The sequence below is a fragment of the Paenibacillus amylolyticus genome, from assembly GCF_051136285.1.
Lineage (GTDB): Bacteria > Bacillota > Bacilli > Paenibacillales > Paenibacillaceae > Paenibacillus > Paenibacillus amylolyticus_F.
Genome location: NZ_CP194938.1, coordinates 5,992,261 through 6,016,798, shown reverse-complemented (window position 1 = coordinate 6,016,798; position 24,538 = coordinate 5,992,261). Strand labels below are relative to the sequence as shown.

Annotated in this window: 42 protein-coding genes; 3 read left to right on the top strand and 39 right to left on the bottom strand. The window is 51.3% G+C overall.

Translation table 11 applies throughout. The features are described from left to right. Positions 1-76: 76 nt before the first annotated feature. The 18 genes from ACR8BL_RS26270 to ACR8BL_RS26185 all read right to left on the bottom strand — a co-directional run bounded on the left by ACR8BL_RS26270 (position 77) and on the right by ACR8BL_RS26185 (position 12,493). Positions 77-469, bottom strand: coding sequence for a hypothetical protein (locus ACR8BL_RS26270; protein ID WP_434750260.1), 393 nt, complete (start codon positions 467-469; stop codon positions 77-79). Between the two features lie 60 nt (positions 470-529). Next, a complete protein-coding gene (locus ACR8BL_RS26265) occupies positions 530-1,060 on the bottom strand; it encodes a hypothetical protein (protein WP_434750259.1) in 531 nt (176 codons plus the stop codon). Between the two features lie 57 nt (positions 1,061-1,117). After that, positions 1,118-1,495 (bottom strand): minor capsid protein, encoded by a 378-nt coding sequence (locus ACR8BL_RS26260; RefSeq protein WP_434750258.1) that lies wholly within the window; start codon positions 1,493-1,495, stop codon positions 1,118-1,120. A 1-nt stretch (position 1,496) separates the two neighbouring features. Further along, on the bottom strand, positions 1,497-1,898 hold the full coding sequence (locus tag ACR8BL_RS26255; RefSeq protein ID WP_434750257.1) for a hypothetical protein: 402 nt from the start codon (positions 1,896-1,898) through the stop codon (positions 1,497-1,499). Beyond that, the gene (locus ACR8BL_RS26250) at positions 1,898-2,218 is read right to left on the bottom strand and encodes a hypothetical protein (protein WP_434750256.1); all 321 of its coding nucleotides are present in this window, start codon (positions 2,216-2,218) and stop codon (positions 1,898-1,900) included. The genes ACR8BL_RS26255 and ACR8BL_RS26250 overlap by 1 nt, the downstream gene beginning before the upstream one ends. Continuing rightward, positions 2,218-2,604 carry a hypothetical protein gene (locus ACR8BL_RS26245; RefSeq protein WP_434750255.1) on the bottom strand — a complete coding sequence of 129 codons (387 nt, stop codon included), beginning with the start codon at positions 2,602-2,604 and terminating at the stop codon, positions 2,218-2,220. The genes ACR8BL_RS26250 and ACR8BL_RS26245 overlap by 1 nt, the downstream gene beginning before the upstream one ends. Before the next feature lie 15 nt (positions 2,605-2,619). Continuing rightward, a complete protein-coding gene (locus ACR8BL_RS26240) occupies positions 2,620-2,865 on the bottom strand; it encodes a hypothetical protein (RefSeq protein WP_434750254.1) in 246 nt (81 codons plus the stop codon). Positions 2,866-2,884: 19 nt separating this feature from the next. Next, entirely contained in the window at positions 2,885-3,967 is a 1,083-nt protein-coding gene (locus ACR8BL_RS26235; protein ID WP_434758285.1) for an SU10 major capsid protein, read from the bottom strand. A 78-nt stretch (positions 3,968-4,045) separates the two neighbouring features. Continuing rightward, positions 4,046-4,615, bottom strand: a complete 570-nt coding sequence (locus tag ACR8BL_RS26230) for a scaffolding protein (protein ID WP_434758284.1) — start codon at positions 4,613-4,615, stop codon at positions 4,046-4,048. 202 nt (positions 4,616-4,817) lie between these two features. Then, entirely contained in the window at positions 4,818-5,657 is an 840-nt protein-coding gene (locus tag ACR8BL_RS26225; protein WP_434750251.1) for a phage minor capsid protein, read from the bottom strand. Beyond that, positions 5,657-7,039, bottom strand: coding sequence for a portal protein (locus tag ACR8BL_RS26220; RefSeq protein ID WP_434756480.1), 1,383 nt, complete (start codon positions 7,037-7,039; stop codon positions 5,657-5,659). Before ACR8BL_RS26220 ends, ACR8BL_RS26225 begins: the two co-directional genes overlap by 1 nt. 222 nt (positions 7,040-7,261) lie before the next feature. Then, on the bottom strand, positions 7,262-8,950 hold the full coding sequence (gene terL, locus ACR8BL_RS26215; protein WP_434758283.1) for a phage terminase large subunit: 1,689 nt from the start codon (positions 8,948-8,950) through the stop codon (positions 7,262-7,264). Between the two features lie 191 nt (positions 8,951-9,141). Beyond that, positions 9,142-9,348, bottom strand: a complete 207-nt coding sequence (locus tag ACR8BL_RS26210; RefSeq protein WP_434750248.1) for an Acb2/Tad1 domain-containing protein — start codon at positions 9,346-9,348, stop codon at positions 9,142-9,144. Positions 9,349-9,929: 581 nt separating this feature from the next. Continuing rightward, positions 9,930-10,319 carry a phBC6A51 family helix-turn-helix protein gene (locus ACR8BL_RS26205; protein ID WP_434750247.1) on the bottom strand — a complete coding sequence of 130 codons (390 nt, stop codon included), beginning with the start codon at positions 10,317-10,319 and terminating at the stop codon, positions 9,930-9,932. Positions 10,320-10,401: 82 nt separating this feature from the next. Then, complete coding sequence (locus ACR8BL_RS26200) at positions 10,402-10,668, bottom strand: hypothetical protein (RefSeq protein ID WP_434750246.1); 267 nt, start codon at positions 10,666-10,668, stop codon at positions 10,402-10,404. Continuing rightward, positions 10,668-10,877, bottom strand: a complete 210-nt coding sequence (locus ACR8BL_RS26195; protein WP_434750245.1) for a hypothetical protein — start codon at positions 10,875-10,877, stop codon at positions 10,668-10,670. The genes ACR8BL_RS26200 and ACR8BL_RS26195 overlap by 1 nt, the downstream gene beginning before the upstream one ends. Positions 10,878-11,322: 445 nt before the next feature. Beyond that, complete coding sequence (locus ACR8BL_RS26190) at positions 11,323-12,189, bottom strand: hypothetical protein (protein ID WP_434750244.1); 867 nt, start codon at positions 12,187-12,189, stop codon at positions 11,323-11,325. Then, complete coding sequence (locus tag ACR8BL_RS26185; protein ID WP_434750243.1) at positions 12,182-12,493, bottom strand: hypothetical protein; 312 nt, start codon at positions 12,491-12,493, stop codon at positions 12,182-12,184. The genes ACR8BL_RS26190 and ACR8BL_RS26185 overlap by 8 nt, the downstream gene beginning before the upstream one ends. Positions 12,494-12,951: 458 nt before the next feature. Here ACR8BL_RS26185 and ACR8BL_RS26180 point away from each other — a divergent pair, with 458 nt between their 5' ends. Beyond that, the gene (locus tag ACR8BL_RS26180; RefSeq protein WP_434758282.1) at positions 12,952-13,383 is read left to right on the top strand and encodes a hypothetical protein; all 432 of its coding nucleotides are present in this window, start codon (positions 12,952-12,954) and stop codon (positions 13,381-13,383) included. A gap of 36 nt (positions 13,384-13,419) precedes the next feature. Here the strand turns inward: ACR8BL_RS26180 and ACR8BL_RS26175 are convergent, their stop codons facing one another. From ACR8BL_RS26175 to ACR8BL_RS26160, 4 genes are all read right to left on the bottom strand, one after another. Beyond that, positions 13,420-14,028 carry a hypothetical protein gene (locus tag ACR8BL_RS26175; RefSeq protein WP_434750241.1) on the bottom strand — a complete coding sequence of 203 codons (609 nt, stop codon included), beginning with the start codon at positions 14,026-14,028 and terminating at the stop codon, positions 13,420-13,422. A 92-nt stretch (positions 14,029-14,120) separates the two neighbouring features. Further along, on the bottom strand, positions 14,121-14,327 hold the full coding sequence (locus ACR8BL_RS26170) for a hypothetical protein (RefSeq protein WP_434750240.1): 207 nt from the start codon (positions 14,325-14,327) through the stop codon (positions 14,121-14,123). Then, a complete protein-coding gene (locus ACR8BL_RS26165) occupies positions 14,324-14,584 on the bottom strand; it encodes a hypothetical protein (RefSeq protein WP_434750239.1) in 261 nt (86 codons plus the stop codon). Before ACR8BL_RS26165 ends, ACR8BL_RS26170 begins: the two co-directional genes overlap by 4 nt. Further along, positions 14,574-14,927 (bottom strand): hypothetical protein, encoded by a 354-nt coding sequence (locus ACR8BL_RS26160; RefSeq protein WP_434750238.1) that lies wholly within the window; start codon positions 14,925-14,927, stop codon positions 14,574-14,576. The genes ACR8BL_RS26165 and ACR8BL_RS26160 overlap by 11 nt, the downstream gene beginning before the upstream one ends. A 293-nt stretch (positions 14,928-15,220) precedes the next feature. On the opposite strand from ACR8BL_RS26160, the gene ACR8BL_RS26155 reads away from it, so the two are divergent. Further along, positions 15,221-15,445: a helix-turn-helix domain-containing protein gene (locus tag ACR8BL_RS26155; protein ID WP_434750237.1), complete on the top strand. Its 225-nt coding sequence runs from the start codon at positions 15,221-15,223 to the stop codon at positions 15,443-15,445. Here the strand turns inward: ACR8BL_RS26155 and ACR8BL_RS26150 are convergent. From ACR8BL_RS26150 to ACR8BL_RS26105, 10 genes are all read right to left on the bottom strand, one after another. Next, entirely contained in the window at positions 15,442-16,041 is a 600-nt protein-coding gene (locus ACR8BL_RS26150; protein WP_434750236.1) for a hypothetical protein, read from the bottom strand. The genes ACR8BL_RS26155 and ACR8BL_RS26150 overlap by 4 nt on opposite strands. Further along, entirely contained in the window at positions 16,041-16,439 is a 399-nt protein-coding gene (locus ACR8BL_RS26145; RefSeq protein ID WP_434750235.1) for a sigma factor-like helix-turn-helix DNA-binding protein, read from the bottom strand. Before ACR8BL_RS26145 ends, ACR8BL_RS26150 begins: the two co-directional genes overlap by 1 nt. Position 16,440: 1 nt before the next feature. Then, positions 16,441-16,872: a DNA N-6-adenine-methyltransferase gene (locus ACR8BL_RS26140; protein ID WP_434758362.1), complete on the bottom strand. Its 432-nt coding sequence runs from the start codon at positions 16,870-16,872 to the stop codon at positions 16,441-16,443. 138 nt (positions 16,873-17,010) lie between these two features. After that, on the bottom strand, positions 17,011-17,241 hold the full coding sequence (locus tag ACR8BL_RS26135) for a hypothetical protein (protein WP_434750233.1): 231 nt from the start codon (positions 17,239-17,241) through the stop codon (positions 17,011-17,013). Then, positions 17,241-17,705, bottom strand: coding sequence for a DNA cytosine methyltransferase (locus ACR8BL_RS26130; RefSeq protein ID WP_434750232.1), 465 nt, complete (start codon positions 17,703-17,705; stop codon positions 17,241-17,243). Before ACR8BL_RS26130 ends, ACR8BL_RS26135 begins: the two co-directional genes overlap by 1 nt. Further along, positions 17,693-18,841, bottom strand: a complete 1,149-nt coding sequence (locus ACR8BL_RS26125; RefSeq protein ID WP_434750231.1) for a DNA cytosine methyltransferase — start codon at positions 18,839-18,841, stop codon at positions 17,693-17,695. The genes ACR8BL_RS26130 and ACR8BL_RS26125 overlap by 13 nt, the downstream gene beginning before the upstream one ends. Then, positions 18,838-19,407 (bottom strand): hypothetical protein, encoded by a 570-nt coding sequence (locus ACR8BL_RS26120; RefSeq protein ID WP_434750230.1) that lies wholly within the window; start codon positions 19,405-19,407, stop codon positions 18,838-18,840. Before ACR8BL_RS26120 ends, ACR8BL_RS26125 begins: the two co-directional genes overlap by 4 nt. Beyond that, entirely contained in the window at positions 19,404-19,676 is a 273-nt protein-coding gene (locus tag ACR8BL_RS26115; RefSeq protein ID WP_434750229.1) for a hypothetical protein, read from the bottom strand. The genes ACR8BL_RS26120 and ACR8BL_RS26115 overlap by 4 nt, the downstream gene beginning before the upstream one ends. A 1-nt stretch (position 19,677) precedes the next feature. Further along, positions 19,678-20,970 (bottom strand): hypothetical protein, encoded by a 1,293-nt coding sequence (locus tag ACR8BL_RS26110; RefSeq protein ID WP_434750228.1) that lies wholly within the window; start codon positions 20,968-20,970, stop codon positions 19,678-19,680. Between the two features lie 20 nt (positions 20,971-20,990). Beyond that, positions 20,991-21,188 (bottom strand): 3D domain-containing protein, encoded by a 198-nt coding sequence (locus ACR8BL_RS26105; RefSeq protein ID WP_434753258.1) that lies wholly within the window; start codon positions 21,186-21,188, stop codon positions 20,991-20,993. 86 nt (positions 21,189-21,274) lie between these two features. Between ACR8BL_RS26105 and ACR8BL_RS26100 the strand changes: the two genes are divergently transcribed. Then, positions 21,275-21,412, top strand: a complete 138-nt coding sequence (locus ACR8BL_RS26100; RefSeq protein WP_434750227.1) for a hypothetical protein — start codon at positions 21,275-21,277, stop codon at positions 21,410-21,412. Between the two features lie 57 nt (positions 21,413-21,469). Here ACR8BL_RS26100 and ACR8BL_RS26095 read toward each other — a convergent pair whose 3' ends face one another. The 7 genes from ACR8BL_RS26095 to ACR8BL_RS26065 all read right to left on the bottom strand — a co-directional run bounded on the left by ACR8BL_RS26095 (position 21,470) and on the right by ACR8BL_RS26065 (position 24,538). After that, positions 21,470-22,060: a hypothetical protein gene (locus tag ACR8BL_RS26095; protein ID WP_434750226.1), complete on the bottom strand. Its 591-nt coding sequence runs from the start codon at positions 22,058-22,060 to the stop codon at positions 21,470-21,472. Between the two features lie 21 nt (positions 22,061-22,081). Continuing rightward, positions 22,082-22,372 carry a hypothetical protein gene (locus ACR8BL_RS26090; RefSeq protein ID WP_434750225.1) on the bottom strand — a complete coding sequence of 97 codons (291 nt, stop codon included), beginning with the start codon at positions 22,370-22,372 and terminating at the stop codon, positions 22,082-22,084. Then, positions 22,347-22,598: a hypothetical protein gene (locus ACR8BL_RS26085; RefSeq protein WP_434750224.1), complete on the bottom strand. Its 252-nt coding sequence runs from the start codon at positions 22,596-22,598 to the stop codon at positions 22,347-22,349. Before ACR8BL_RS26085 ends, ACR8BL_RS26090 begins: the two co-directional genes overlap by 26 nt. Further along, entirely contained in the window at positions 22,595-22,825 is a 231-nt protein-coding gene (locus ACR8BL_RS26080; RefSeq protein WP_434750223.1) for a hypothetical protein, read from the bottom strand. The genes ACR8BL_RS26085 and ACR8BL_RS26080 overlap by 4 nt, the downstream gene beginning before the upstream one ends. A 22-nt stretch (positions 22,826-22,847) precedes the next feature. After that, positions 22,848-23,696, bottom strand: a complete 849-nt coding sequence (locus tag ACR8BL_RS26075; protein WP_434750222.1) for a thymidylate synthase — start codon at positions 23,694-23,696, stop codon at positions 22,848-22,850. After that, a complete protein-coding gene (locus tag ACR8BL_RS26070) occupies positions 23,693-23,914 on the bottom strand; it encodes a hypothetical protein (protein WP_434756478.1) in 222 nt (73 codons plus the stop codon). Before ACR8BL_RS26070 ends, ACR8BL_RS26075 begins: the two co-directional genes overlap by 4 nt. Before the next feature lie 105 nt (positions 23,915-24,019). Then, a complete protein-coding gene (locus ACR8BL_RS26065; protein WP_434753257.1) occupies positions 24,020-24,538 on the bottom strand; it encodes a dUTP diphosphatase in 519 nt (172 codons plus the stop codon).

The window sequence follows — 24,538 nt, the reverse complement described above, 5'->3', positions numbered from 1 at the left end:
ACGAAATAGCCCGTTTCGAACTCGACCTGCGTTTTACCGAGACGAACCGCGCATTCTATGAAAAACTCGTCAACTGTTACGTTTCTTGCAGATCCGTCGGTTGTACCGCGCCCAGTCCCGCCAGAGCCAGGACGCCCCGCCCGTTTTTTAGCAAGTCACCGAAGTTATTCGCTTTTGCGACCGCACCGTAAAACGCGACGAGCTCGTCAAGGCTCGCGTTCTGCTCGATGTACTCCTCGTCAATGCCCGTTAGCACGGCCGTCACGCGTACGATGTCGTCAAAGGAATCCCGGACAGCGGCAACGAAATAAGGCGCTCTGTCTTCGGGAGCTGCCGTCATTACGCTCACGAGGAGTTGCGGTACTGCGTGGATTGAATCGAATAGCTCGCGCCATTGTGCAATCGTGATCTTGCGCGGCGTAACCGTTTTGCTGCCGATCTTGTATTTGTTCGCGTTGATAAATCGCAATCTCATCGCCTCCGTAAATTAAAAGAGGCCCCGAAGGACCTCGTATATTTCTGCGCGTTATTAAGGTGTAGCTGTGATTGTTTCGTCGCCTAGAATCGCAACTACGCCGTCTTCGTCCGGAGTCGAACGCAGCGTAACGTTGGTGATCCGCTCGTTATCGTTGTCGTACGCGTAGGACAGGTCCGTTTCCGAGTAGGCTTTAGGCATCGTAATCCAGAAATTCGGATCATTACGTTTAGCCAGCGGCTTGATAACGGCTTTCTTCGCGGAATCGATCAAGTTCAGGCCGACGCCCGTTTTAATCTCAATTTTCGAATCGGTACCGTCAGTTACGACGCTTGCGCCCGACATGATCTTCGGAATAACAGACAGCTCGTATTCCGCGAACGGGATAGTTACGCTGACGTTACGTCCTGTGATCCGTTTACCTACGACAGTCTCACCGGTTTGATCCGTGAGTTGGTCGCGGTATGTTGTCTCCGTTGTAAAAGATACGCCGCCGATCGTAGTTTCGAACGTGATCATGCTCGCACCTTCTCCGTATTCAACGATGGCCGGGCCGAGCTCGATTTTGGAAAAGTCTTGTGCCATTAGTTGGTTCCTCCTTGTTTTTGGACAACGCAAAAAGGCCGCCCGCTATGGACCGCCTTAGATCGTCGTCAATGTGAAATTGAGTGAGTACATCGTTCGTTCATTCGCGTCTTTGCCGAGGTAGATCGGCGCGGACTGATTCGCCATGCACTTAACTACGCGAGTCGCCCCGAAGTTAAACTCGGACTTGCCCGCTATCTCTTCGTAAATGGCCGACGCAATCTGATCCGCTTTGCTTGCGGACTTGGCGCGTACTAACACCTGCACCGCCGGCCTCCGTTTACTCGTCCATTCGCTCGGCGCATATCCAGCGCCCAGCCGCACATAAGCGCAATCGTCCGGATTGTTTGCGGCGAACTCGTTAGCAACGTAAGTGTACGGGACCGCCCCGCGCAGATAAGCGGTAATCTCAGGCACCGTGATTGAAGCGCCCATATTACGTCAGCCCCTTTCGGATAGCGTCCGCAATCATCCGCTTGTACTCGTCCGCGTGCTGAGTGAGCGGGTCTTCGAGATATTTCGGCTTGGTGCCGGGCGTCGTCGGATTCTTAAACGCGGCCATCTCGTGGACGATTAGCGCATAGTTAACACGGTCGCCACTTTTGCCCGTTTCAGTTGCGGAGTAAAACACCTCGCCGGTAATCTTCGTTGGCGTAACCTCTACGTTCTTGCCGGACGTTTCCCGCAACGTTCCGAACTCCAACGGAGCTTCTTCACGTGATCGGAAAAGTAAATCATCTGTCGCGTCATGCATTCCGCGTACTGCCGCATTGGTTGCGCTAATTTCTGCCGCGCCTAATCCGGCAAACAACGTCTTTGTATCGAACTCAAACGCCATTATACGTGCACCTCCGTTAAAATCGGCTTACCGTTGATCCACCGTTTTACGCTCATCGAAATGGGTGTGTACGTTATCGTCCGATCATTCTCGTCGGTGTACGTAAATTTGTCCGAGATTGATATGCGCGGAAGCTTATCGAATAGGAACGAGCCGACGCTTGCGACCTCTTCTCCGCGCCCATTCCGAACGAGTTTGACGCCTTCGGAAAAGCGGCATTTCTCTTCGTAGTCAGGTCCATAGATCGGCTCGTTATAGTCGGGATCGTAACCGAGATATGGCGATATGACGACGGTCTGACGCATCTGGATAAACGCCATTACAACGTCACCCACTTCGTCGTCTTGCGTCCGATCTTAACGCCATTCTCCGCGCCAATAATATCGAGAGCTGCGTCTGGTATCCACGCCTCTTCGCCGCTTTTTGCCCAGTCCTTAAACGTAAAATTAGCGACGCCGGTAACGCCGAATGACGCAACTCCGTGCTGCTGTAACCGGTTCGTATCGTTAAATGCCGTTGCGAGTGCGTTAGCAAATTCGTACACTGCTGCGTCAGGTATCTTATACTTCGGGTATTTGTTCGTCAGCACGAACGATGCGCGCGTAACAATTCGTTGTTTTTTCGCGTCTTCTGCTTCCGCCCAGTCCTCGATATCGATACAATTCGCGTTAATATAGTCGTCTGCGTCCGTTACTGTAATTGCCATCCGTTACACCTCCGTTTATTTTGCGGAGGACGTAGCGTTAGCTTTGCGCTTAGTAGGCGCGGGAGCTTTAGCGGCTTTGTCGTCTACTTGCGCAAGTTCCTCCGGTTTATTTCCGCTATCATTCCGAATAACGTCCGGCATAGTTTCTAGTACCGCGATCACTCTTTCGTCGTCAGTCGTCAGTGTTCCGCTGGAAAACGAATACCGACTGCCTTCAACGTAGAAGGAGAGCTCGCGGTACTTCGATTGAAATACCGCCATTTACTCAACTCCTTTTTAATTACTTCTTAGCGCCTTTGATAAGTGCATGTGCCGCCTCTTGGTGCAGCTCTAGAGTGTATTCTCCGACGATTTGACCTTGATAGTAGTCACCTTTTTTACCAAGATACTCGTGTGCGAAATCGCGACCATTGAGCGCCTTAAGTGAGATTCTGTTTTTGTCCAAGATCAGTGCTTCATCTGCGCCGAGGTTGTCGTTGATGGAAACGTTAAACTCTCCGAAGTCTGTGATCAGGCGATTTACTACTGTGCCGCGCGTCTCATCACCGTTGTTGATTCTTACGATATTGTCGCTGAATTTACCAACCTTGCGCTTTTGTGTTGCAGGAACAACGATTTCGTAATTTCCGCCTGTAGCGAATCCACCTTTGGTGTAGATTGACTGCAAAGAGTCGTTGATAACGTCCATCGTCAAGTCGCTGCCGTTAAGGTTCGTTACGTTGGATTTAAGCATATTGCGGATACCGTCCATCTGACGTACAACTCCGTTTTCATAACGGACGCCTCCGATGAACGCTTTTTCCGTCTGCAGTGCCAGCTCCAGCAATTTTTTAGCTTTCTCGTACTCATATAGATCATCGATGCCGTAACTTGCTACTGCAGCGGCAGTTCCGGAGATTTCCACAGTCTCGTCGAATATTTGCGTGATGTTGGACTTTCTCACGCGAGGTTTGTATCTGCTGTTTCTTGCGTCTGCTCCTTCCGCACCCTCGACGAACTGGACTTCGATTGTTGCATTAGCGCTAATTGCCGCGGCGTCTGTGCCAGCATATCCTCGCATCACTGCCAATTTCTTAGCCGTCACGTCTACGCCAGTAACCAGCAGCAACTCATCGCCAACCTTAACTACTTGATTTGCGCGGAACGGCTCAGTGTCAGCAACGGTTAGCTCAACTGCTGCTGCGTCTACGGCTCCGGAAACCTTACTCTCATCCGCAAACATGGAATCTTCAAACCAGATATGTTCTACCTGGCTAACCGGATTGCTGAATCCCAACATAGCGATCAGTGGTGTTTGATACGCGTTAAGCAGGAGCAATTGATCTGTTACGGACTCGCGTTTACCGATTAGTTCACCAGACAAAATTTTAGACATACAAAATACCTCCGTTTAATTGTTTTTGTGTACAAAAATAGACGCCCTCAATTGGGACGCCTGAGTTTACAGCCCTAAGTCTCTCTTCAACTTCGCGTACGCGGCTTGATCCTCTATTCGACCACTCTTCCTCGCTTTGCTTGCGGCCTCGGCAAGCATCTGCTCTTTTGTTTTCTCCGGCTTTTGATCTCCGCCTGACGGATCGCCGATAGTCTTCGGCTCTTTCTTCGGCTGCTCGACCATATACGGATTATCTTCAATCAGCGCCTTAACCGCGTCCTCTAGCCCTTTTACGTTGCCTTCATCGTCAACCTCTACCGCGGATAGATCGACGAGTTTAAGCGCAGATTTCAAGGCTTCAGGTCGCAGTTTAAGCTCGCGGGCAACGTCCCGGAACTCCGCATTAATAAGGCGCTGGTTTGCGGCTGATACGGTCTTACTTAGCTCGGCTTTTGCGTCCTCTGCGGCTTGAATTGCGGCAGCTTTCTCCGCTTCTAACCGCTCAGATACGGACATTTCCGCTTTCTGCCGTTCCTCGTCCGCGCTCTTTAGCTTAGCGAGCTCGGCCTTGATGTCGTCATAGTCTCCGTACTTCTTGCGCTCTCTTGCCAGTCGATCCGTCACTGCTCGGTCCATATCCTCCTGCGTAAATGTCTTCGTTGGCTGCGAATCAACCGGTTGGTCCTGCGGAGTTGGTTCCGGATTAGTGTCGCCTTCTGCAAAAAGTTGCAAATTCATCGGATACTTAACGTTGTTCATATCGTTTCCTCCCGCGTTTTAGCGCCGCGTAGCGCATAGTATCCGTCAGTTTAACGACTTATCGTAGGTCGTGGCGTTATTAGCCGAGTACATTGTTCGGATTTCTAATCGGACTCAGTACGTGTCTACAGCGCGGATGAAAGATTTCTCTGCGCGGCAGGTCGCCCACATACGTATAATCTCCGGGAGCGTCCGGTGTTAATTTGACGATGCGTCCTTCGTAATTGCGGCACGCATCTTTTGCGCCATGACTCGATATCTGCGCGTAATAGACTCCGCGTCCAATCGCCTCATTCATCGTTGCGTCTCGGTGAGCCGACAGCATCTTCGTTCGAACCACCATCTCGACATAATTTTGAGGGACCCAGCGCCGCCCCGCGCTATCAATAATGCCGGTATCCGTCGCCTGACCGAGCGTTTGTTTAATCCGCGCTAATATATCGGCATTAATCGTACGTCGACCGTTGATCCCGGCGGCCATATTAGCGCGGAATGATTCTGCGGTTGCTTGACGCACGGCCATGCGAACTCGGCGGTCGATGTTTTGGGTAACCGCAAGCAAATCCGCCTGAGTGTCCGTAATGGCCGACGCCACAAGCTCGCGATTGATTCGGTTAAACTTAACAATTTTCTCCGCCTCGACTAGCGTACTTGCAACACCGAGCTCGACGATTGCCCGCGCTACTCCGTCCGTTGTTGCTTTCGGAATATACTCCGCAACCCAGGCGCCCGACTCCGTGTTAAGATCACGCAAAATAGCCGCTACTTCGGCGAGTGCGGCCTTTGCATGTGCGCGGGATATGTCGGATATATCTAAGCGCGCTAATTCCGTGGCTATTGCGAGGATGGCGCGCTTGTATGCGGTGACCAGAACGTTGATATCGCGGTCATAATTCGGATCGGGTATGCGCGCTGTCATTAAGCTACAACCTCGTTAAATACAGAGCCGTCGACTGTTCCGCTCACGCGCTTTTCGTCGTCGTCGATGCGGCGTATTGTCTCTTCGGCCTCAGCGTCGGTCACTCCGTCAAGGTCCTTAATCGCGTCTGTTACGGACCAAGTCGGCTTAGCACCAGTTCGGATACTCGCAACCTCTGCGGCTTCTTTCTCGTTACGCGGGATGCCATCGCGCCATCCAATCGTCGGATAAACGGCTTCATATGGAGCAAACTCTTCAACGCCATCATTAGCGAAATTTTCGAGCACCATCGCTTTCCATAACGAGTTTCTAACCGCGCGGTCAACGTGAGTCCGAATACGCTCGACTTTTTTAAGAATCGGCATGAAACGCGCTTTTATTGCCGCGCCGTCTGTGTGTGACGTTCCTGTTCCACCGCTGTCCGACGTAATCGTCGTACCGAATAGCCACTGCGGTGTCTCCGCCATCTGATAGACGAGTCCGAGTAAATAGTCCAGCTCCTTAAACGCGCCGTCAAGTTGCGAGTTCCACGTCATATATCCCGGAGTCACATCGTCTTTTTCGAGCGGAATGTATATACCGCCTCCGACGCGAACTGTCTCACTTCCATCATCGTTAATATCCGGTCCATACGCGGTCGGATCGCTATGTTTCCACAGGATATAGTCGATTTGTACGAGGCGGTCATTGATCGCGGAAAGGATACTCTCCATCTTCTCAACCGTAGAGATTCCAGACCAATGATCATCCGTTGTTTTATGCGGGATATGGTCAACGTTAAGGTGCGCCGTACCCGTTTCCTCGACGTCAGCTTCGCGACCAGTCGGTACTTGTTCGCCTACAATGTAAATCGGAATAGGAACGCCTTCTGACGTGTCAACTCCGTTTTCGATCAGCTTGTAGCGTTCATATACGATATAGCCCGGGATGTGGCGCTCAACGTTCAAATACGGAGTCTCTTTCGTGGGAACTCCGCGAATGTACGACATGATTCCGCGGGTTTGCTCCACTTCCCATTCCACCCACGCTATATTAACGGCCTTGAACCGCTTCTTTGACCCACGCGCCAGCTCCGGAAATACAATCGACGGATCGACCGTCTCGATAATCGGCTCCGGCTTCGTCGGGGGCGGAGTCAAGTTAAGCTGTAGAGTCTCGGTAAAATCATCACGAAATCCATAACGCGTCTTAATAAACGAATCTCCGCGGTATCCTCCACCGATTGTTGTTTCGTGGATCATCTGGTTAAGGTCGTTTTCTTCAACGATCGAGTCAATTCGCGCCTGTTCCGCTGACTTCGGACCTTTACCGCTGTTGTACGTCGGCCTCTCTCCGATTAGCAGATCGGCGGGCTTTGTTACGAGGACGTCCACGATATTCACCGCAATAAACAGCGTCTTAAGCTGCGCGGCGTGCGGCGTATCCCTTAATAACGAAGATGCTCGGTCGTAAATTTCCGGGTGTCGTCCTGCGAATATTTTGCGGCCGCGCTCATATTTAGCTAATCGCCGTATTTCCGTTTGTGGCGGATATTGAGCGCTGGGGTAAAACAACTTCGTTTCCTTCACCGTATAAAATTCGGTCAATTTGCGTCCTCCTTTCCGTTACATTCCCCGCGGCTTCTTGCGGAGTTTCTTACGTCCTGTTTTCGCAATACTCACGGCCATTTCTGCCGCGTCAATAACGTCATCATGCGATCCTGTTCCGTAGTACTCGAACTGTTCAAGCAATAACGCATGCCGCTTCGAAAATTGAATAGCGCCACTCTCGATATCCGGGAGTAACGCTTCAATCCGCAGCTCTTTGCGGCTTCGTTGGTGTATTTCCTTAACGCGAGTTCCTGCCGGATATCCCGCAGCTCTCAACGCCTCTTTTAGCTTCTGCACGAAGAACTCCTGCGCAGCCTGCGCCTCTGCCGCGATTCCTACTGGCTGATACCGCATGACCTTTTCGACGATAACGCGGATAAACTCGTCAGGCTTAACGCGTTCCCCATACGCATCGATTACGTACTTCGTTCCGGTCTTCTTATGGCGCGCGATCGTAACAATAGCGGAATAATCGCCGCGCTGTTTACCCATCGCAAAGTCGACGCCCATATAGACGTCCGACTCCCGCAAGATTGCGTCAAGCTCCATCTTTCCGTCCCAATACGTAAATGACTCCGGATTAAATACCATCGATTCTTCGTCGACCGGATTGTTTTGATACTCCGTGTTAAACGCCTTCGATCCGTTGTCCCACTTGAATTTCATCAGGCGCCATATCGGCTGTGCTTCCGGCCACAGTACGATAGCACCGCGGTCCATTTCCGCGCGATTCATCTCGTATAGTTCGAGCGCATCCTTAGCGCGCGCTTCTTTCGGTCGGTCCGGGTCTTTATATACGAGCCGGCACGCTTCCCACAGGTCCATACGCTCAGGCCAATCGATAACGGCGCGGTAGATTTTCGATTTGAAGTCCGCGCGATTATAAAGCACATCAACGAGGAGCGCTTCGTGGTGGACGGTCGTTCCCATGTAAACGAAGGCCGTCCGCTTACCCTTCGGATCACCGAGCGGTACGACGGTCTGTGCAAACCAATCGCGGAGCTTCTTACGCAAGTCCGGCGTTGATGCGTTACCGCCTGGTCGCGCATCTTCCAAGTCGTCACATACGATTAAGTCCGGCCGTACACCGTTCCAGTTACGTCCACGGAGCGCCTGTCCCGTTGATGCAGCCTCGACTTTTGTAAGCAGCTTCTTCGTACCATCCTCACGGGGCTCCCACGCAATAAACTCCGAGCTATTGTCCTTCGGATTCTCTTGTTGCTTCGGCGATAACAAGGGGCCGAAGTCTGCGCGTAGTTTAACGTTGCTTTTAAGTTGCATCGCGATCCAATCTAGGTTACCGGAGCTGACCGTTGGTGTATCCGATATGATAATTTCGTATTTGCGCTTCCTGTACGCAATCTCACGCAATGGGAAGCCCTTGGATAAATACGTTGATTTCGCGTGAGAACGGGGCGCCGCCACTGCGACCTTATCGTTTGTCGTATCGTTGGAGACATCGTCCATAATCACGGCAATCTCGCGGTGAAATATAGGCGCTAAGTCTGCGTCCGTGATGTCGAAGCCGTCCCAGTTTCCGTCGTTGCCAGGATTCCGCGCTTCTGAAAAGTACTCTAGCGCAAATTCGATCAGATCCGTTTCGCAACGGTGTATACGTTCCAGCCGCTCATACTCCACAAGCTGTGCGTCAATCTCCGCTGCGTCATCCGCTGAAAGGTCGGCGATATCTACGCCCTCTAACACGTCTAAGAGCGCGGACAACTCGTTTAACTTAGCGCCGCGCTCCTCTCTGCCGATCCATTTTCCGTTAGTCCATGCGATAGATACCGCCTCCTTTCGTAGTTACGTTGAAATCGCGTGTAATTAGCGTGTTTAGGCGCTGACCCTAACGGATACACTCCGAACGGGTGAAAAGCGCTAATTACACGGGAATTTTACGTATTTCTAGCGATAGAAGCATTCGCCCACATTACCGCCTCTTCTAGTTTCGTACTTGCGAGTGATTTCTCGCGCGAGTTCGGAGCCATCTCGTCAATCAAATACGCCAGCTCCTTCGCTTTCGAACGAATTGCTTCGTATTTCTCCGGTTGTCCTGGTTGCGGTGAGTGATATCGATAGTTATTTTCGATAGTTGCGTTCATTGTTCGTTCTCCCTCCGTAAAGTCCAAAGTTAAATTTTGATACGCGGATTGTAAATTTACCTGACCCGGCCGCCCGCGACGGGGGGCCTTGGGGGTCACGCCGACACCGCCGCCCCTCTTCGCAACCACTCCGTTTATACATCCGCGTTGCATAATCGTAATAATCCCGTTTAATCACGGATATGCACGGACATGTGCACAAAAGTCAGATTCTGAACACAAGTCCGCTCCGCAAACCCGCGCCCCGCCTACGTTTGTGACCGCTGCATAAACGCGCCTTATACATCGCATATGCATTTCCAGTTATTAACGCGTACAACCCGCATTCCTACGCGGATTATGCCCTTTAGTAGCTGGAAGGTTATGCGCCTATTTCCCGGAGTGTACCGCGCCTATTATACGGGCAATATACAGCGGAAAATAAGCGTTATGCATAAACCGTCGTACTGTAACGTAGTGAAGCGTTGAGGGATCGAAAAGTTTCGGGGAGGCTGCGTAGGAAGGGCGCGTTGTAGGTTATTCGGACCCATACGAAAGCATCCGAAGTCCCACCGCGCATCTTCCTTCATATAGTACCGCACCTACTCCGCCATTTCGGATCTCACCTTCGCGGCCTCTATCCGTGCCTTCAACGCAACCAGATCCGTTCCTTCGCCATCCTTCGTTTCCACTTCAATCTTGTCCGTCAACATACCGCTAATCTGTAGCGCTAACTTCGCCATAGCCGCATTGCCATCCCGTATAGCTATCGTGGATAACGAGTCGACCAACTCCGGTAACTTAGCGCTGTTCTCACGCACAATAGCACGCTTGAACTCCGCTTCGAACGACGCATCCTTACGCCAGTTCTCTAGTGTGCGCGCTGTTACTCCGCATATAGATGCGATCTCTTCGTATGTCTTACCGCCTTTGCGTGGCTTAGCGAGCCATTCAATCGCGATGAACTGTTCAGACGTTAATTGCTTCGCCATTATTACGTCCTCCTTCCGTGTATTTAACGCTAATAACGCGCCATCCTACGCTCAGGCATGGCGTAAGATAGACGCGCTAATATTACGGATATACTGCGTATTCTGCGAGCGGATAACGAATGAGAGTAGCGCTCCCTTTACTTCCGCCTCTAACGCAATACCAGAAGATACCGTCGTGATATTCGATATTATCTACGTTAAGATTACGTTCCTTTGCGATCTCTCTAACGCCTGTCCTACGCGCTAGTTCTGCGTGTAAATCACGCGTACTTACCGTTGATAAATTCTGCTTTATGTCGTCCGTAGTCAACGCCATTACATAACGTCCGTCTTCGAGTTTTACGTGCATTACTTACGCCTCCAATCGTTAATATCATCGATCCACATTACGATAATAAACAGCGCGTATACATACGGGTTAATCGCAGTAACCGCCAAGTCTTTCGTTACAGTTACGAAGTCATTGCGCTCTCTAATTGCAATCGGAATATAGTACACTAATACGACTAGTACTAACGCAATATGAACGCCTAACAATACGAATAGTACGTTTAACATACGTTCTCCCTCCGCTCACTTAGCGTTCGCTTAACGTAAGTGAACCCGCGTTATTTTGTAGTGCGTGAGATACTTCAAAAGCTTGACTGCGGCCGGCGGCCTTGCCACCCTCGCCTGTCGGCTCAGGGACATATAATTGATTACGCGTTATTCCTTATGCTTAATGATCCCGCGAGGTTTAGTTTGCGAAGCAAAATCAACCGAAGCGGTAGGTGTATGACCTCGATTGGTATTGTTTTCGTCACATAGGTTCGTGAATTAACCCTTACGGAATGCGCGGTTGTTTCGCTCTTCTTTATAAGATAAGAAGGAATTTCGAGCACAAAAACGAGGAAACGGAAATAAACCCGCGCCCAGCAACGGATTCAGCCGATTTCCTCGCTATTTTCGACGTGCAAAAAAGGTATCGTATCTACCCCAAAACGTGCAAAAAAGGTATCGTATTTTATGCGGCCTCGAAACGTTGAGCTGCGAATAGTGTCCGCAATGTCCCGTCAGGCTCGCCAGCTTTACGATAAAACACGTATGGGTTCAGCACCGTAAGAGTCTCGCGATCGTCTCCGTCACCTCGTACCCACTCGCCAGTAACACCAGCCTTACGCAATCTCCGCAAAGCATCCCGCGTCTTAGTCTCGCTCATATCGACGATTGATGCGATTTGCTTCTCGCTCAGGAACCGGACGTCCTCCGGCGTGCTTGCGAATGCGTCCGAACAAATAACGTTCGTATCGTAGTGGACTTGCGGAAGCAACTTGTATACGAAGCCGAGATCCGCCGCTGTAAGCTTAACGCGTCTGAGCGTCGTAAAGAACGTCTTAATCAGCGCGTCGACTTCGGTGCCGGCCTTATCGCGGAAATGGTAACGCTCGTTGATCGAATACGTTCCGCCAGTCTCGAAGATAATGCTACGCGTCTGCAGCTCGTCAACAACTACGAGCGCTGTACGTCTGGACACGCTCCAAATACGTGCGATATCCGTGATTTTAAGCGGTTTTGGATCGCGGCCAGGATTAACGAGGCGTCCCGTTTTGTACTCGATATGCGGCTGTAAAAGCAGTATGTATCCGCAGTATTTGTTCGATAGGTTACGTGTAACTTCCGTCATGTTATGCATATGTGAAAACGAGAAATGGCGCTGATCCTGGTCGCGCTGTTTCCGCCTCTTGTGCGCTTCGATTTGCTCCAACGTCTGGAACTTAAATACGCGGCCTAACTCGTCCTTAGCGTAGCCGTTACGTCCAACTGGCGTAAGGTTTCCTGAAGGACTGGCGCTTCTAATTGCGGTAACTTTCGCTTTTAGCGTTCTACTCACTCGCAGCCACCTCCTTATTCAAGCGACTGTTGGAGATTATTTCGGACATCCTACGAAAGTCATCCTCTGTAGGCGTAGAAATCAAAACACCGCAGTCTATACCGAAGTCCTTAACGACGACCCCGGTCTGAGTGTCGGTAATTTGCGTATGTAAACCGCACTTACTCACCGCCTTTTGCGCCTCTTCAAGCTCGCGCAATGCCTGCGTAGCCTTCTTAGCCTCGCGTTGAATCGCCTTAAGTCCGGTTAATGCCTCGGATACATCTACGTTGATGCGCGCGCTGATTTCGTTAATAGCCGCCATAATCACGTCACTCCTTCGGTTAATTTCGTTCCCCAAACGGGATATGCCGCCTATGGAAGCGCGGCCTTCATTTACGTAGGTAACTGAACGGGTAAAATGTAAGGTAGTTTGAAGGATTTTCCGTTAATTTGACGAATATATATTTTCGTAAAGGAGGCGAGGATCATACGCAATTTACGTACAAATACGGAGCTACTGGCCGCCGCTCTATTCCAGGTCCGCGTAATTATCCGTGAACAGAACGGCCAGATTGCGGATTACGGCGGCGTGATCGAACGTTACGGCGGTAATAGCGTTAAGATAGGAGGTACATATTACGTGCGCGGAGTTTACGAATTTGAGGCGGAGGTTTTACGATGATTGAAAAATACGAAGTTGGAGCGCCATTTCCGAAAGATAACGAAGCGCCCGGAGTCGAGCGTTGTGCCTCGCGTTTGACCAGCGCAAGCTTTGACGTTTTGTACTACATAAATAGCGCGACAAACCGCGAAATTAGGACGTTCAGGGACACGTTACTGCGATTACACGTATGGATTTACGAGGATATTCCGTTTATTGCCGTATCTTACCTCGGCGAAGACTGGACTTATGACGTAACACTGACGGTAGCTACCCGAGACATGAAAGACGTCGCATTGACGTTTATAAGCGGAGAAGGAAACGTAGTTACGCTATGCTTGATTGACGCGCAGACTAACGTTATTCGCGCGGTAAGGACGTTAGGACTGCCGGAAGACGCGATGAAGGCGATTAAGGACGCGGGCCAGGCGCAGCTAGAGCGCTACGAAGATGAATCTGAGGTACTTGCGGTTGTTAACGCCGTCTATGAACGGATGAGTACCGTCGATGTCATTGCGCGCGGGACAGTTTACGAGTTTAAACGGAAATAAAGACGAAAAAGGGCCGGATTATCTCCGGCTCACTTTTCAAACGAGTATATCCCACTTAGCGCGAATTACCTCATCCGCAGATTTCGGGTTATCCGATAGGTAGTGATAGTAAGATAAGATATTCGTGATCGCTTCCTTGAGGTCTGAGTATACCTCTCTCTTATAATCGCTAGACTTTTCATGCTCATAAGTTTGGTAAATATACCCACTGTTATCCTGTTTAACTTCTTCGATATAGTAATTGTGAAGCCAGAAACCTCTACGAAGATTAGTGTAAAATGATGTAACTACGTATTCAACGTCTATCCCTAACTCACTAAGTTCTTTGCTTATTTCTTCTGCTTGATCGATAGAACGAGTAAGCTGATCGCGATGCTCTGCTTCTACCTCTTCTTCTGAGGTCGCCCACATGCTTATCTCGCTGGTATCCAGTTTCTTACCGCTGAGTATTCGGTTTCTCTCTTCTATTTCAAATCCCCGTATATTTTCCCATACGCGCATCTTTCCGTATACATCTACACTAATACCCATAACGTTCTCCCTAAAGTCCGGCGCCTTCTCACGCCCGCAACTCGTTATTTCGACGAATATCTCACGTATTCCTGTCTGCGCAACCACCCTTCGGAGATCAACGCTCCTTTTCATCCGACACCGCCGTTTTTACCTCGACCCACCCGCCGCCAGCTACGCGAATATAACTCCGTCCACCCTCACGTTTACCTGCCGCAAACAACCGCTTATTCATCCGCTAATACCTCCTTACGCGCGTCGTTTAGATTACGTATCTTCGTCATTTTCTGTGTGGTTGTGTAGTCCGCCTGGTTAACGATTGAATCAACGATACCGATAAAGGTCGCGGAGATAAGCGAAAATCGATCCGCGTCGTCTGGACCATATTTATAAACGTGCTGTAGCAAAATCGATGCGTATGCCTCCTTACTCATTTGCGCGGCACCTCCCGAAAGTATTCGTTAATCTGGCGATCAAGCAGCGTATGGCCGCGGATGATCCAACGCGTCTCGCCTGTGTACGCGGCTGGCGTTGTCATGCGGGCGACTGCGAAGGTGCCGCGCTGGAATCCGAACTTGGCGAGAGGCTTGACGCAGAATACGCGTTTGGCCGGCGTATTAGCGTTGCCCGTGCCGGCACAACCGTAGCGGCCGGAACCGTCGCAGCGTTCGCATTTTACGTCACTCCTCATCCTGACACTTCTCCGGCAGAGGGATGCCCTGTCTTATAAGTGCCTCCTCATTCCTTTTAAGGAGACTGAGACGTGACTTGTCAATTGCTTTCATGTCGCTCTCTTTCTTTCCTCCTAGTAAGAGTCTTAACCTTTTAATTTCAGAGTAGCGATACTCCACCTCTTTTTCTTTTTGCATTTCCTTTCGAGTATTTTCTATAAGATTGAATATTTCTACTGACTTATACCCTTCGCATTGGAAACAAATACCATTACGAACATGCTCATACCCGTTTTTGTATCCCTTTCCTTTGCAATAAGGACAGGGTTTATATTTATTACCTTTGTATTCAATCAGTGACATAAGACAACACCTCGCAGTTTATTAGACTAGGCATCGGATCGTTCAACCTTTTGTCCCTTAGGGTCTTAAATGACTAGCGACGCCGGTTCTTTCCTCAAAAGAGTACCTCGGGTTACATAAGCCCTTCGTTCCGGAGATTACCGCCGTTGAGTTCCTCTGCCTCAGTCTCAATTGGCACGTTTAACGTTCCAACTGTTATCAGTATATTATGTCCCGTTTAACGTGTCAACACATTTCGGCACTTTTAACGTGACAAATTTTACGATATACTAAACGTAGGAGGTGGCAATTCAATGTCCACGTATAAAGTCCGCCTCAAACTCGACGAGCTACTTAAAGAGCGCGGCATAGGCGATCGCGAGTTCGGACGCATGACCGGAATACGACGTACGTCTGTCGGAGAAATGCGCGCCAACAAGACGCTGCGGCTACCGCTTGACAATCTCGCGATAATGTGCGAAGTTCTTGGCGTAGAGATAACGGATGTACTCGAATTAGAAAAAGAGCCGCGCGATTAAGCTGCGGCCTTTTCTTCGTATAGAGGCGGAATAACAACCGTAATTATCTCCGTCTCATTAACTGCGCCCATCTCGGTAGCCCAGCGTTTGCCGATGCCGACGCAATTAACGAAAGGCTCAGTAAGCTCGCCGCCATTTTCGTAGAGATTGTACGTTTTAACTTCTCCCGGCGACGTATCACGCTTGTACTGCGCTTTTCGTTCGCGATTCTTCTTACGCGCCAGTTTCTCAACGAAAGTATTATCGCTACTCGTACGGTGACGACGCTCAGGCTTAGCGCGGTTAACTCCTGCGACGTCATAGGCATCCGCCAGTACATCCTCGTACTCATTACTGCGGCGTCTGTCCTCTTGGTGAAGGGACATAATCGGATATTCTTCGCGCGTCATCTTATCCGGGTGCATATCCGTTAATTCTTCACGGAGGATCAAGTTAGTCAGACGCTCAAGCGCATCAACATCCGGACGCTCTCCGTTAGCGTCAATGTACGAATCGGTTAACGCCTCAACCGCGGCCATACGTTCACCGCGATCCTCGATATTCGCCTCCGACAACTCCGTGATTACCTCGTGAAACGCCCATTTATAGTTCTCCATTAAACCGCCTCCAGTTCGTTATCTTCCGTGTATTCAACGCTAACCTCTCCGTATTCCCAACGCTTGTAAACCGCGGCCATTTTCTCCGCTGCTGCTTCGATTAACTGCGTAACAGCTTCGCGGGAAACGCCCATCTGGCGCGCCGCCTCCGCCTGTGTAACGTCTATTCCGTATACGAACGCAATGGCTTCCGTCTGGCGATCCGTCAAGCCGGCGCTGTTAATTGCGCTATGCAAATCGACGAGAATGTCGCAGGCGGCGTAATCACCGCGAAAGCGTGCGGAGCTGATCCGGTGACGATCGCGGAGAAGCGCCTTAACACCGGCCGCGTCGTTGAGCGAGTATTTAACGTTGTAGCTGCGCGAACCCTTTTCGATATCGACTTTAACGTGTCCCATATTACGCCGCCTCCTTTTCGCTTTGGGTTACTGGACGCCAGATAACTACAACTGATGGAAACGGAGCTGAGTTCGTTGCATCGCCAAATTTCAAACGACCTTTCACGAATCTTAACTCCGCCTTTCCATAGCAATATTCATGAAACCATTTAGTATCTGTTCGAGCGGGCAGGAGGCCGACTACTGTAGCTCCATTAAGTGAGGACTCATATGCTTTTCGCACCCACTCCCCAATTGTTCTTCCGTAAGGAGGGTTCATCCAACATACTCCGCGCCAATCTTGAGCAAGACCGTCCATCTCAGGAGTGAAGAATATTGAGCACTTGTGGTTCTCCGGCAACGCGCACACGTCAGTCTCAAAGGTAAACTCAGAGTTCAACTCGTTGAAAAAGTCTTGTGGAGTTGCGTGTAAGTCTGTCTTGGAAGAAAACATAACGTCACTGTTGAACATATACTGAATCCGCTCCCTTTTAACGATGAGAAGGCGCAGACCAAGCGGATAATCTCGCGTTAACAAGATACCACCGAGCCCGCCGCTCCTCTATCGTGAATTTTTCGAATACTTACGTTTTCATACGGTTGACCGCGTTATCCCCAACTCGTTCTCTACGTACTGTTCCTCGCAAAATCCGTCGTGTGTCTTCGCACCGCTTGCGTAAGATGTAACGGAATGGATGCCGCGCTCAATCGGTTCGCCGCAGTAGGCGCAGTAAATGCTCACCTGCGGCTCACATCCGATTCCACCGATCTCCACGCGTTCATCTGGCGGCTGGAAGCGGTCAAAGAAGTCCGCGCCGTTCATTACGCGACCTCCGGTAAGGATTGATTCTCCGACGCTAGAGCTACGTTAAGTTGCTCCGCTAGCGCGACTCCGATGAGGTACGATACCCGGCTCGCCACTCCGTTGCCGACGATGCGGTATTGCGCTGATAGCGAGATTGAGTCCGGAAGCACGTACGTGTCTGGCACGGACTGGATGCGTAGGCACTCACGGACGGTGAATCTGCGCGGCTGCTGTGGATGTACGTAGTTAATGTCCCACCGCGTGTCTACGGTGTAACTAACATCGTCCATATCTTTTCTTCGCGTTCTGCTCTCGAAACCTGCATACTCCCCTATAGGTTTTAAATTATTGTTCTCAGTGTTGTCAGGCTCCGGTAAATCCCCGATTACATCACGTAGAACCTGCGTTCGAAAATCTTCCGGTCGCGGCTCAGGAAACTCAAACGTTAATCCGATATCATTACGAACGCCTACGATAAACACACGCTCTCTCTCTTTTGGGCGACCCCGTAATCCCACGCGTTAACCAGGCGCCAGGATACGCTATATCCGATCTCTTCGAATTTAGCGATTAACGCGTCGAACGTTGGGCGGTGCTTCTTCGTAAGCAGACCTTTTACGTTCTCGAATACGAATGCTTTCGGTTGTTTCCGCGCAATAATATCGAGATACGTCCATACGAGTTTACCGCGTTCCCCTCCTTCGCCGGCGCCCGTTCCCGCAACGCTATAATCTTGACATGGCGGACCGCCTGCGAATATGTCCGCGTCAGGGATTTGCGCTTGAATATCGCCGCTTGTAATATCGCCGCAGACAACGTAATCACCGAGATTGTACGCGTAAGCTTGTGCCGCGCGCTTATCGAAGTCGTTAGCGAATGTAATGTCGTAGCCGGCCGCTTTGAGTCCGACAGCCATCAGACCGCCACCACAAAAGAACTCGGCGACCGTAAGGCCGTTCGGAGGTAATTGCGGAGTAACGTTGTAATTTCGGATGGGAACCGACTCCTCTCGTTTTCCTTGCGGGTACATTAAACCGTTCGGGGCACCTTTCGCCCACTGCGTCAAAACCGCTGTACAAGGCTTTTCCATCGTGGCTATCCGATGTTTGCCTCTGTAAGCATCGTACCCTCCCGCTTCGAGCTTAGTAGCGACGTGTTCGCTTAACGGCTTCGGATCGTGGTTATGCGTTTCGTCCGCCTCCTCTACGTCTAATTTTCCGGGATGTAACTGACACGTTGCCTTTGCGTTAGGAGACGCCAGCACCGTTAATGCCGGCTCATCCCACGCAAGTCTACGAAGATACATCGTTTGGCCTCCGCCTGAGTTAAGCGCGCCCTTCATAAACGCGACTTGATCTTCGCGAGGGAGCGCCTTCCAATTACCGCCGGGCGGTATCTTATGCGCAAATGGGCGCTCATCATTGCGCAAGCCGTATCCGTTATGATTCGGGATTATCGGTGTCATCGCGTCCACCTCCTTATTCTTCCGCTTCTGCAGCGGCGTCCGATCGTCATACTCGCGCCCGTCTAATGCGTCAATCCGTCCGTTTACGTAACCGGCTTCGTATCCTTTACGCCACTCTTCTGCGATGTTAAGTGTAGTTTCCGACTCCTTCATGAGGCGTCACTTCCGGAGAGTTGACGTACGATCTCGTCAATTTGGCGGTAGAGGTGCGCGAGGTCGCCGTCGTTCGTCACCGTGAAGTCCGCCGCGTAGTCTTCAAGCGCCGTCTCCGTGCCGTGCGTAAGGTCGCGGAGGTTAAAGCGGTCGCCTGACGCAACTGCGCGTTGGATGCGGAGGGCTTCCGGTGCTTCGACGCGGATGAGGACATAGCCGGCGGATTTCAAGCGCTCAGCCTCGTTTAACTGGCGTGTGTCAGTGATGACCGCGGGAACGTTATCTGGATCGCTGAATGATAACCTATGCGCGTCAACGTTCTCGAAGCAAGCGTCTATCCACACATCCTCTCCGTAGTACTCCCGCATGAGCTGACCGTGCATTTGGTAGCCGACGCGAGGTTTAGGTTCTCGTGGGATCTCCGGATAGCGTCGGTGGAAATCACGCTTGAGTTCGTCTCCGAATGCGAACGCGGTGTATCCGTACTTTGACGCGAGGTAACGGGCAGCTTCGTCCTTACCTGCGCGTAATTTGCCCGCCAAAGCGATGTTAGATAGCGTACTCATTCCGCAGTCACCTCGCTTTCCAGACGCAATTCGAACGAGTCTATCACGGAGTTCATGTTCGTCTGTGACCGTGATGTGCGGGTGCCTTGCGTAAGATTCTCCGCGTAGAAGGTTGTTACGTAGACACCGCCACCGGGTGCGCCCGCCATCGCCTTCATTACGGTGCTGAAACGGACTCGATCGCCGACGCGCCAGTCTGCGAATGTCTCGGCGCGCGTCTTGCGGTTGATTGCGGTGATTAAGAAAACTTCGCTGTGCAATCGGATCATATTACGCCACCTCCTTCCGCGGCTCTGCGCTGTCTGATTCGCGGGAGTCGTCGATGATTTTACATTCGCAAATGTACGCCCAACCTCCGCCTTCGAACGTAAGTCCTTCCTCTGACGATGAGTAACCGCTAGGTCTAACCGCATCAACTACGCGTCCCTTACGCTCCATACGGTCGGTCTCATCTACGACATCCCCAACGCGTATTTCCGTAGGCTGAGGCGCGCTAACGTACTCTTCCGGAATCTCCAAGCCGAGCGCACGTCTCAACGCAATCGCACGTCCGATATGCGAGTTGAATACGTCGCCTGGCGCACATTTTGCGATGCCGCGCGTAATATGTCCGCGACAGTCACTACGAATGATTGTGACCACCGTACGTTTATCGCGGTTAACAACGTACTCAACCGTATGCATCGGACTGTAATCTGTTGAGCGGCCTGTATGCGGCCAGAAGCTTACGAAATCGTTCGGAACCTTAGTTCCCGCAAACTTCCGCAAGTCCGCCAAGTCCTCCTTCGCACGCTTAACGATGTCATCGCGGATTTCTTGCGGAGACTTAACCCGCGTTAACTTAGCTGTTCCGCTAGATACCGGAGGATCAAGCGCAATACGTGATATCTCCGCCACATCTTCGTCAGTAACATCCGCAGTCCCCAACGCCGCCACACGTTTCTCAAGCGCAGCCACTCGCCCCGTCAACTTCGCGATGATTTCCGCCGCTTGGTCAGGCGCGGGCTTGGCGGAGAGAGGGGCGGGAGTGGGCGCGTCTACCGGTTCGAGTACGCGGTAGTCTACGCTATCAATGTTCCATTGTCCGCCACCGCGGTAGTCCTCGTTCTCCGTAAGATCAGCTAATACTCCACGGTCTTTGATACGTTTCACTTTCGCGATATCGCCGGTTTTGTAGTAGCGGCCACTAGCCGAGTTTCCTCCGAGCATACTTACGACAATAACGCGCTCGCCTACCGCGGCTTTCCGATCGACCATGCGGAAGCGTGCGGCTTTTCCGTCGCCATTAGGCGTATTGATGTGGAGGGTGTCGGACGGTTCGAGCGCGAGGTAATCCGCATCCTTAACCATCCACCAGTCGCTCTTGTCAAGATATTGCGCTTGATTTGACCCGGACATTCGAACGATTTCTCCGATGCTAAACCGATGACTGCTCGTATTATCGACAACTTTAACGAGTTCATCAACGCTCGCCTTCCGTTTAACCTCGCGATATTCACGTTCAACGACGCGTCCTGCACCGCTCAAGCTTTCGTCTTTCAATACGGTAATGTTTGCGTTCATATAATCCGCTCCCTTATCGTTTAGTTTTCGATTTTAACGCGTACTTTCTGGCGGCCAAACTCGCGCGCTTCTTTCTCTGACGCGACTAATACGTCAAGCTTGCGGCCTTTTATTGCGCCACCTTTGTCTGCGGATATCCCTGCGATTTCCTCACCGTCATCCGTCCGGATGATTAAGCGCGTGCCAAGCGCTATAACTTTCGGATCAGTCGCGACGATGACGCGTCCTTTATACGTAGTCGTTTCGCTGACGTCGAGTCCGGACGCAGTGATTCCCGTACAACCTTCCGCGCAAAAAGCTGTGTATGCGGTCGCTTCGTACGTTTGCCAAACGTCGTCTTGCGCCTTACTCTCCGCCTGTTCCTTCGCAGATTTGCCTGTTACCTGCGAAGAGACTGCGGATGGTTGTGGCGGCTCCGGCTCGTTCGGCGGGACACCGTTGATTGCGCTGATTCCTACTGATATAGCTACGATGATTTGCGCGATAGTATTTAGCGAGATTAATCCGCCTCCTGTCCGCCGAAATGTGCATCAATCTTAGCGATGAGAGATGCGCGGGCTTCGGCCGGCGTGATCTTAGTTAACGCGGCAGGCGAGAACCATTCGTACTTTTCGGTTAAGATACACTCGCCGCGGAGTACATACGTGTCTCTAGCCGCGTCAAAGTATTCGATAAATACGATGTCGCCTACGTAAAAATCGTCGACTGACATTGTATCCGTAACCCGCGCGTAATCTCCGACTTTCAAACGCGATTCCTCGGCGAGTTGCGCTTCGAGTTGCGCGATTTCAGCCGTGAGCGTTGCGAGTTGGGTGCGCTTGGATGCGAGACTTTCGGACAGAGACGGAACCTTGCGGAACAGCGTGTCGTCATCGCTGTCATAGCGCCAGTAGTCGCCGGTTGCAACTTCGTATTCCAAGTCGGAATCTAAAACGTCATAAGTGCCGATGATAGACAGCGAGTAACCGCGGTCGTGACGCACAATATCTCCCGCAACTGCCGCGACGCTTTCGTGCTGAGCTTCGTAATACTCACCGTTGTACTCGATGAAACCTTCGCCGCGCTCCTTAACTCCGATTAACTGCGCCATCTAATCCGCTCCTTTTCGTTGTTATATGTCGTAATCGTACGAACTAACCTCGCGTATCTCCCCGATCAGTAGCGTCCGTTCCCGCGTATTAACGTTCACATATTCCGCCATGATTTCGCCGTGCAGTACGTCGTCCTTCGTCTTGGCCGCGATAATTACGCCGGTGACTTCGCCAGCTCGCGCCAGGTCTGCATAGCGTTCGAGTAGCGTGATGACGGCGGCCTGTGCGATTGATTCTGGAGTTGGGCGCGGTACGAACGGGAGGACTTCGGCGAGTTGGCGTTGGTCATCCGTTTTGACTTCGTTTGTCATCCGCAGACACCTCCGATAACCATTTCTCCTCTAAACGAGAAACCCACTCAGAGTCATTGTAATAACGATTTACTGCGTAACTGATAGACGCGGGAGTTCTCACCAGGCTAGCCGCATGAAACTCCTCGTTTACGTTCTCTGCAATAACGCGTAAAGGAACCTGCTCGTCGTACTCGCGCTCGATGTACTCCAACTCAAGATACGAGTAAGGAACACGATTACTCATTCCGCTCCCTCCTCTACATCGATATATTCGTCTGTTATCCCAGCTACAACGCGTTCGTTAACTACCACAAACTCTGCGACTTTAAAAGTGGAGTCTTGGCACGAAAAATACCGCGATATCTTCTTAGCCTCTTTCTCCGCGCGCTCCGACGATACATACGTCCTGATTGCGCGTTCCTTCCGATAAGGACGGCCGTTGATTAAGATTACGTAGATGGATTCGCTCATTTACGCGTCCTCCTTTTTCGTATTAGACCGCGACCGGCGCTTTAATTCCCGGATGCGGATCGTAACCTTCAAGCGTAATATCTTCGAATGTGAACGCGTCGATATCGGTGATTTCCGGATTCAGGCGAAGAGTCGGCAACGGTCTATAGTCGCGGCCTAGTTGTGTCTCTACTTGCGTTAAGTGATTCGAGTAAAGATGCGCGTCACCTAACGTATGGACGAACTCTCCGACTTCCAGTCCAGTAACTTGCGCAATCATATGTGTCAGAAGCGCGTAGCTCGCGATATTGAACGGTACGCCTAGGAATACGTCGGCCGAGCGCTGGTACAACTGACACGAGAGCTTTCCGTTAGCTACGTAGAACTGAAACGCGAAGTGACACGGTGGGAGCGCCATTTGCGGAAGCTCTCCGACATTCCACGCGGATACTATTAGGCGGCGGCTGTCCGGATTCGTGCGAATTTGTTCGATTACGTCCGCAATCTGATCCTTGTATATGGGCTGCGTACGGTCAAAATATGCGGGAACGTCGCGCGGAACGTTGACAGTTTCGTACTCTTCCGTTGGCCAGAAACGCCATTGCCTGCCGTAAACAGGACCAAGTTCACCGTTATCGTCAGCCCATTCGTCCCAAATGCTTACGCCATTATCGCGCAAATACTGAACGTTAGTGTTACCGCTCAAGAACCAGAGTAGTTCGTGCGCGACCGACCTCCAATGTACGCGTTTAGTCGTAATTAGCGGGAATCCTTCCGCGAGATTAAACCGCATTTGGTAACCGAAAGTGGATAACGTTCCTGTTCCGGTTCGGTCCGATTTCTCAACGCCATTAGCGATAATGTGTCGGAGTAGATCGTGATACTGTTTCAATTCGCGTCATCTCCCTTCCGTGTAATAGTCGCTTGGATTCCGCCGATCAGTATAAGCGGCAACCATAATAGCGCGAGTATAATCAAGAACATGCGCTGCATTTGTGGCGACCTTTCTAGTTCGCGCATTCCTTCGTCATCCGGGTCAATCACGCCCCACTTAGCGAAGGCCATTGCGATTAACATACCTAGCGAGAGGTAAACGCTGATTACGATCATGTGCGACCTCCTATTGTATAATCGTCCGGACTAGTAGCCCGATCCAAACCGTCGTACAGTATGCGGTGATGATTGCGTAGGTATATTTCGATAACTGCCGTTTGATCAAATTGCGTTCACTCTGCTACTGCCGAATCCGCCATCTCCGCGCTCCGTATCGTCAAGCTCCGCGACCTCTTCGAAGGATGCGCGGGATACTGCGGCGAGTACGCCTTGAGCGATGCGGTCACCTTTTCGGATGATATACGCACCTTCCGGAAGAAATCCGCGAACAGGCGCATGTGTCGGTTTACCTTCGATATCTAGCGCATACCCAGCGGCCGCGTCCCATACTGGAGCAATGTTATCGATAAGTACCGCAACCTCTCCGCGATAATCCCCGTCAATGGTTCCCGGCGAATTAGCTACGCGAAGCTTCGTCTTAAACGTAACTCCCGAACGCGGCCGGATCTGAACCTCGTAGCCTAGCGGAATCTGCACCGCGAATCCCAATGGAACCTTTGCCGTCTCGCCCGGCGCAATGATTACGTCCTCCACCGCCACCAAATCGAAGCCGGCGGCCATTTCCGTTGCATACTGCGGAATCTTAGCGTCCGGATGCAGGCGCTTGAATTTTACGTCAAT